We start from the raw sequence: 5,858 nt of genomic DNA, 5'->3' as shown, positions 1-5,858 counted from the left end.
GGCTTTCTCAATGACGTCCCCCCGCCCCACCGCCCAGGCCCTTGCCGGCAATCTGCGCCGGCTGATGGCACACCACGGGCTTTCCCAGGCTCAGCTTGGCAAGAAGGCCGGGGTTGGCCAGAGCACCCTTTCGAACCTCCTAGACGACAAGGCACCGCTCGAGGTCAATCCCAGAGCCACGACGATCGAGCAACTGGCCTCGTTCTTTCAGGTTCCGAGCTGGCAGCTGCTCATTCCAGAGCTCTCGCTCGACCTGCTCCTCTCCGACCACCTGGGACAGCTGATCGCGAACTACCGCGACGCCACCTCCGAGGGGCGGGAAACCATCAGCCGTATCGCTGAGAGCGAAGCCCGCTACGCGACGGCGGGCATCTCCAAGAAGGCCAGCTAGCTCACAAACAGGGGAACGCCATGGGGTTATTCGGAAATCTGATGAACGCTGTCGGCGGAATGGCCGGCATCAAGACGATGCAGCTGGGCTCCGATCGGCTGCTCCTAAACCACACGATCTTGGATCCGTTCGCCGTCCCGGGCCCTCTGAAGGACATGGCCAACGAGGCGATACGACGGTCTTTCCTGACGGAGATACCCACCATCACCGAGTTTGAGGCGGCGCTTTTGAAGCTCGCGGTCTACTGCAAAGCTGCCGAGGCCATCGAGAGTTCCGAGCACTTGGAGCTTTTCCAAACGGCGGTGACGCAGATTCGCGAGGTGGCCGAACCCGGTTCAATCCGGCCCGCCATTTCCTTGCAGGTGACAGCCGACACCGGCCACTGACCCCTTTCGGTCTCAGACTCCGTTCCGCGCCCGATTACCGGCTTACCGGTACCTCTGCGCGACTTTTTCGCCCCGGCTATCGCTATACCGCTTGACTCCCTGAGAATCTATCGCTATACAGATAGCCGTCCTACGGGAGGCGGCTATGCGCAATGGGGATCGAGGGCTTGCTTGGGGTCTGGCGGCGGTTCTGGCTATCGGGCTGGGAATCGTGGGCCAGGAGGCCGAAGAGCGGCGTGAAGTGGAGCAGGTGCAGGCGGTAACGACCGCCGTGCCCACCGAATGCCTGGCGCTGGCGGTCCTAACCGCGGCGGCGGACGGCGACTGGCTCGAGCAGGCCATGATCGTGCAGACGATCTCCAACGCCGCAGCGCGCGACCAAGTCGACGCCTGTGCGGCGGCCCGCCAGATGGCGGCATTCGCGGCGGACGGCCCGTTCAAACGCTCCCCCACCGAAAACACCGCCCAGTGGTACCAGGCGCGCGAGGTCGTGCGCGCGGTTACCACCGGCGACTACACCATCGCGCCGGTGCTCTGCAGCTGGGCGACCGACTTCACCCGCAGGGACGAAGCCACCCCCGACGCAGACCGCGAGTCCTGCGAGGTCGGGCGCTACGTGTTCCTGCTCGACCCTGTCCCTCTGTCCGGTACCCCCGCTTACGCCGGCCAGCAGCTCGGGACCGGCGGGGTCGACGATTGGCATGCCGCAGCCGTCCGAGTAGCGGCGACTTTCCCGGGGGAGGACTGACCATGCGTCGGTTCAACCCCATCTCGTTCCTGCAGTGGCAGGAGCACATGCGGCAGACCAGCGACGACGACACGGTCGTCGACTGCCCCGACTGCCGTGGCGACGGGATCACTGCCTGTTGCGAATGCGGCAACGACCGCGACTGCGAAGAGTGCGAGGGCACCGGCACCGTGTGCTGGGGCGAGCTCAGCCAGGCCGAACAGGAACGCCACCTCAGCGTCGCGCGCTACGAGGCCGCTCTGGTGGCCGACGCGAGCGCCTACGCCGCCTGGGTCGGCGTGGATCCCACCGCCCTCCTGGTGAATTCGGGGTTCCGGGTCTGGTGCCACGTCGCCGGCAAGCGGCTGGCTGCCGAGAAGGTGTCCTGACCATGGCCCTGCAACTGCTGACGCGCCTGCACGAGCGCGGCTTCCGCCCCTCCGTCGACCTGTGCGAGCGAGAGATCGTGGCCAACTGGCTCGACTACTGCGCCGCCCAGGACCACGGCGACCCGTCCTTGGCCAGCGTCCGGCTGCGCCTGGTGCGCGAATACGCCGACCTGCGCGCGGCTTCGCTGCCAGAGGTGCGGGCATGACCGCACAGGCCCGCCGTATTGCGGCAAGGCTCGACCGGCTGGCGCTCGATCAGCTGCGTGCCGAAGCCGCCCGCTTGGCCGAGGAAAACGAGCGCCTTTGGGCCGAACTGCAGCGAGCAGAGTCCGCTGCGGGCTTCTGGCAGGACAACGCGCTCGCCATGCAGCGAGACCTGGAGGACGCCGGGGTGCCCGTGGGTCTGACCGCCGACGGGCAGGTTGGGGCCGTCGAGCGGCTCTGCGGCGGGAGCACCGCCTCCGACTACTACGACGCCGAGACGGCGCGGGTTGGTGCGAAGTGAATGCGACGGTGGATGTGCTGGCAGTGATGCAACGCCACGTTGACGCAGCGTTGGCTGCGTACAACACCGCTGCGCGCGATGCGTACAGCGAGGATGAAATCGCGGAAGCCGTGAAGCTCAACGAATGGTTGCGCGGTGCCGCCACCGCCCGCGCCGCCGTCGCGGAGCTGGTGGAGGCGGACCGGGAATACGACGAAGCCATGGAGGCGCTCAAAAACACCAGGAACACCGGCGCCAGCACTGAGAGCTGGAATCGCATGGTGAGCGCTAAGAATCGCCGTGCAGCCGCCCTCGCCAAGTTTGGGGTAGCTACATGACGGCGCGTGCGCAAGAGGTGCTGACGCAGCTGAACCGGATCGCCGGCGAGGTTGAGGCGCCGTACCCCCACTGGCTCGGCTCCCCGGCCGACCAGGGCCCGTCCTATTGCTTCGATTGCGCATCCGCGCGGGTCTCCGCCGGCGAAGCCAATTTCGTGGACGGCGGGTGGCCGCAGGACAACGACGGTTGTTGCCACTGCGAGGACTGCGGGCGGCTGCTCGACTACACGCTGACCGAATACGGCGTGGAGTCGGAGCTCGAGCACTTCCGCGGCACCCGGTTTCGCCGGGCCATCAATCCAGAGCTGGCTTACCACCTCGCACGGCTGCTGGAGCATCACGACGATCAGCCCCAGGTCCTGAAACTCCTTCCGAGGGTGCGCCGCGCGCTTTCCCGTATGGACCTGCAGTCGTGAGCGAAAAGCGCGAGCCCCTGCACGCCATCTGCGCCGACTGCGCCTACGTTTGGGTGGTGCTCTACATGCCCATGGCCATGGAAAAGGCCGCCGAGGCCATGGCGCACGCCACCTGCGCCCAGTGCGGCAGCACCGACGCCCGCGTCCACTTTCCCGAGGCACCCGCCTCCCAGCCTTCGCAGGAGCCAGCGGCATGTTCTTCCGCAACCTGACGTTCTTCCGCTTCCCGACTGCCCTTGCCCAGCACCTGGGCGAGCTGGCCTCCGGACAGGCAGACGCCGACGAGCAGCTGCAGGGCCTGCTGGCCGCCTGCGCGCTCCGGCCTGTCGGCGCCACCGAGTTCATGACCCGCGGCTGGGTGCCGCCGCTGGGCCGGGACAGCGAGGCCTTGTTCCACCAGGTGGGCAACGCAGTCTGGCTGTGCCTGGGTGGCGAAGAGCGCGTGCTGCCCGACGTCGTGATCCGGCGCGCGCTCGAGGAGAAGATCCAGGCCATCGAAGAAGCGGAAGGCCGGAAGCTGGGCGGCCGCGCACGCAAGCGGCTCAAGGAAGACCTGGTCATGGAGCTCCTGCCCAAGGCCTTCGTCCGCCCGACGCGCCTCAACGGCTACCTGGACCTCGAGCTGGGCCTGCTGGTGGTGGACACGTCCAGCCGCAAGGCGGCCGAGAACTTCGCATCCGAGCTGCGCCACGCCCTGGGTTCCTTCCCCGCGTTGCCGCTCAATGCCGAGGTGTCGGCGCGCGCGGTGCTCACCAGCTGGCTTTCGGGCGAGCAGATGCCGCAGAGCCTGGCCCTCGGCAGCGACTGCGAGCTGAAGGATCCGGTCGACGGCGGTGCCACGTGGCGGGGCGCCGGCGACGAGCTCTACAGCGACGAGGTCAAAGCCCACCTCGAGGCCGGCAAGCAGTGCACCCGGCTGGGCATGATCATGGACGAGCACGTGTCCTTCGCCATGGCTGAAGACCTCACCGTCCGCAAGGTGAAGTTCCTGGACGGCGCGGTCGACGCGCTCGAGGGCACCGAACAGGACAGCATTGCCGCCGAACTCGACGCCCGCTTCGCACTGATGTCCGGCGAGCTGCGCCGCCTGTTCCTGGTGCTGGCTAAGGCCTTCACCTTCAGCGCGCCCGATGATTCGGCCGCGCCGCTGCCGGAGCCCGGCGCGCGGGAAGTTCGCGAGAAGCCGCTGCAGGTAACCGGTCCGGGCGGCCGGAAGATCCCGCTCCCCAACGAAGTCCTCGACATCGCGCTCTGCACCGGCGAGGACCTGCAGGCGGCCATCGACGTGGTGCTCAAGACCGCGACCTGCAGCATTTCGGGCCTGCAGCGGCGGCTGAAGCTGGGCTACAACGGCGCCGCCCGCCGGATCGAAGCCATGGAGCTGCTGGGGATCGTGTCCGCTCCCAGCGCGCGCGGAGAACGCCATGTCGTCCGCTGAGCCGCTGGTGCGCCCGCTTGAGCAGCGCTGGCGGGAATACCGCCTTCTCGTGGTTCCGGCAAACGCGTCGCGTGTCCAGGAGACCTGTACCCGCCAGGCCTTCTACGCCGGCATGGCGTCGATGTTCGACGCGATCGTGCGTGAAGCGGCAGATCTGCCTGACGCCACCGCCGAGAAGGCCCTCGAGCAGATCAGCAAAGAGATCCGCGCCTACGCGGCCAACCCCACCTGACCTCTTCCCCTGGCTGCGCGGGGCGAGGGTCCTCCCTCCCCGAATCCCCCGCCCCGCGCAGCCCCTTTTTTCGGAGCTCGGCAATGACGATCGAAGTTCAGGTGCGTTTCCCGCTCGCGGCTGCCGGCCATCCCGGTGGCTACCTGGCCAACATCATCCGGGTCGACCAGCCGGTGGATGCGCCCACGACCCGTGTCAGCTCGCGCCGTGTGGACCGCAGCGAGCTGCGCTTCGCCATCTACGGCGGCATCGGCCTGCAGGTGGCGCACGCGGAGACAGCAAGGCGCTGGCCGATCCTGGTGACCATCGAGCACCTCAACCCCACGGTCGACCGCTGCCTGATCGTACTGCCGCGCACCAGCGACCACCACGCCGACAACATCGAACCGATGCGGGTGGTGCCCGGCGGCGCCGTGGAGATCGTTCTGCAGGCGGACCATGACGACCTGCTGATTTATGAAGAGGGCCACGCGGACGCCGACAGCGCGCTCGCTGAAGAGCGGGCGCTGGACCAGCTGCTCGGGAAAGACAACGCGACGGCCCTGGCCGCGATCACCCCTCCCCTCAGCCCCAGCGAGGCCTGAGCCATGCTGCAGCGCTTCCTCGACCGCCTCTGCCTCCGGCTGATCCAGCGCGCGAAGCGTCGGCCCTACGCGCACCTGGTCAACGAAGACGGCACGCCGTACATGGACCGCTACTGGCTGCTGCGCATCGGCGGCGACCCGGACGGCTACCCCTGGTTCGGCGTGCGGATCCACCACATCCGCTCGAGCGACACCCAGCACTTCCACGACCACCCCTGGAACTTCTTCAGCCTGATCCTCTGGGGCGGGTACTGGGAGGAGCAGCCGCTCAAGCACCTGCGCACGCCGCTGCTCGACGCCGAGCTGCACTGGGACCGCGACACGCGCGAGCACTACGCCCGCACCTGGCGCGGTCGCGGCTCCTGGGCGTTCCGGCGCGCGACCACGTGGCACCGGCTCCGCCTGAGCGACATGCCGCAGATCCCGCCGCCGCCGATCGAATCGCGATGCTCGAACGCGCGCGTGTGCCGCTC

12 protein-coding genes and 2 pseudogenes are annotated in these 5,858 nt (G+C 68.0%); all 14 read left to right on the top strand.

Translation table 11 applies throughout. From position 1 onward, the window contains the following. Positions 1-391: helix-turn-helix transcriptional regulator (locus tag AACZ35_RS11670; RefSeq protein WP_339829449.1), on the top strand; the 391-nt coding region annotated here is incomplete at its 5' end. Between the two features lie 41 nt (positions 392-432). Then, complete coding sequence (locus AACZ35_RS11665; protein WP_339829446.1) at positions 433-777, top strand: hypothetical protein; 345 nt, start codon at positions 433-435, stop codon at positions 775-777. Positions 778-922: 145 nt separating this feature from the next. Next, on the top strand, positions 923-1,525 hold the full coding sequence (locus AACZ35_RS11660; RefSeq protein WP_339829443.1) for a hypothetical protein: 603 nt from the start codon (positions 923-925) through the stop codon (positions 1,523-1,525). Positions 1,526-1,527: 2 nt separating this feature from the next. Next, a complete protein-coding gene (locus tag AACZ35_RS11655) occupies positions 1,528-1,893 on the top strand; it encodes a hypothetical protein (RefSeq protein WP_339829440.1) in 366 nt (121 codons plus the stop codon). A 2-nt stretch (positions 1,894-1,895) separates the two neighbouring features. Then, on the top strand, positions 1,896-2,099 hold the full coding sequence (locus AACZ35_RS11650; protein ID WP_339829437.1) for a hypothetical protein: 204 nt from the start codon (positions 1,896-1,898) through the stop codon (positions 2,097-2,099). Further along, positions 2,096-2,398, top strand: coding sequence for a hypothetical protein (locus AACZ35_RS11645; RefSeq protein WP_339829434.1), 303 nt, complete (start codon positions 2,096-2,098; stop codon positions 2,396-2,398). Before AACZ35_RS11650 ends, AACZ35_RS11645 begins: the two co-directional genes overlap by 4 nt. Beyond that, positions 2,395-2,715, top strand: coding sequence for a hypothetical protein (locus AACZ35_RS11640; RefSeq protein ID WP_339829432.1), 321 nt, complete (start codon positions 2,395-2,397; stop codon positions 2,713-2,715). Before AACZ35_RS11645 ends, AACZ35_RS11640 begins: the two co-directional genes overlap by 4 nt. Further along, on the top strand, positions 2,712-3,131 hold the full coding sequence (locus AACZ35_RS11635; protein ID WP_339829429.1) for a hypothetical protein: 420 nt from the start codon (positions 2,712-2,714) through the stop codon (positions 3,129-3,131). The genes AACZ35_RS11640 and AACZ35_RS11635 overlap by 4 nt, the downstream gene beginning before the upstream one ends. Then, positions 3,128-3,343, top strand: coding sequence for a hypothetical protein (locus tag AACZ35_RS11630; RefSeq protein ID WP_339829427.1), 216 nt, complete (start codon positions 3,128-3,130; stop codon positions 3,341-3,343). The genes AACZ35_RS11635 and AACZ35_RS11630 overlap by 4 nt, the downstream gene beginning before the upstream one ends. Further along, positions 3,325-4,233: pseudogene (locus tag AACZ35_RS11625) on the top strand (recombination-associated protein RdgC); the annotation flags it as partial. The gene AACZ35_RS11630 and the pseudogene AACZ35_RS11625, both read left to right, overlap by 19 nt. Beyond that, positions 4,228-4,569 (top strand): DNA translocase FtsK, encoded by a 342-nt coding sequence (locus AACZ35_RS11620; RefSeq protein ID WP_339829451.1) that lies wholly within the window; start codon positions 4,228-4,230, stop codon positions 4,567-4,569. The pseudogene AACZ35_RS11625 and the gene AACZ35_RS11620, both read left to right, overlap by 6 nt. Continuing rightward, positions 4,556-4,801 carry a hypothetical protein gene (locus AACZ35_RS11615; protein WP_339829424.1) on the top strand — a complete coding sequence of 82 codons (246 nt, stop codon included), beginning with the start codon at positions 4,556-4,558 and terminating at the stop codon, positions 4,799-4,801. The genes AACZ35_RS11620 and AACZ35_RS11615 overlap by 14 nt, the downstream gene beginning before the upstream one ends. Positions 4,802-4,884: 83 nt before the next feature. Beyond that, the gene (locus AACZ35_RS11610; RefSeq protein ID WP_339829420.1) at positions 4,885-5,385 is read left to right on the top strand and encodes a hypothetical protein; all 501 of its coding nucleotides are present in this window, start codon (positions 4,885-4,887) and stop codon (positions 5,383-5,385) included. Positions 5,386-5,388: 3 nt separating this feature from the next. Further along, positions 5,389-5,858: pseudogene (locus tag AACZ35_RS11605) on the top strand (hypothetical protein); the annotation flags it as partial.

This window comes from uncultured Arenimonas sp. (genome assembly GCF_963976025.1).
In the GTDB taxonomy this organism is placed as follows: domain Bacteria; phylum Pseudomonadota; class Gammaproteobacteria; order Xanthomonadales; family Xanthomonadaceae; genus Arenimonas.
The sequence above is the reverse complement of the archived record's forward strand: the minus strand, read 5'-3'. Positions and strand labels throughout refer to the sequence as shown.

What these genes read in the sequence shown, in the direction of transcription:
- AACZ35_RS11665 (WP_339829446.1), top strand. Translation starts at nt 433, where the DNA reads ATGAACGCTGTCGGCGGAATGGCCGGCATCAAGACGATGCAGCTGGGC.
- AACZ35_RS11635 (WP_339829429.1), top strand. Translation starts at nt 2,712, where the DNA reads ATGACGGCGCGTGCGCAAGAGGTGCTGACGCAGCTGAACCGGATCGCC.
- AACZ35_RS11610 (WP_339829420.1), top strand. Translation starts at nt 4,885, where the DNA reads ATGACGATCGAAGTTCAGGTGCGTTTCCCGCTCGCGGCTGCCGGCCAT.
- AACZ35_RS11615 (WP_339829424.1), top strand. Translation starts at nt 4,556, where the DNA reads ATGTCGTCCGCTGAGCCGCTGGTGCGCCCGCTTGAGCAGCGCTGGCGG.
- AACZ35_RS11660 (WP_339829443.1), top strand. Translation starts at nt 923, where the DNA reads ATGCGCAATGGGGATCGAGGGCTTGCTTGGGGTCTGGCGGCGGTTCTG.
- AACZ35_RS11655 (WP_339829440.1), top strand. Translation starts at nt 1,528, where the DNA reads ATGCGTCGGTTCAACCCCATCTCGTTCCTGCAGTGGCAGGAGCACATG.
- AACZ35_RS11650 (WP_339829437.1), top strand. Translation starts at nt 1,896, where the DNA reads ATGGCCCTGCAACTGCTGACGCGCCTGCACGAGCGCGGCTTCCGCCCC.
- AACZ35_RS11645 (WP_339829434.1), top strand. Translation starts at nt 2,096, where the DNA reads ATGACCGCACAGGCCCGCCGTATTGCGGCAAGGCTCGACCGGCTGGCG.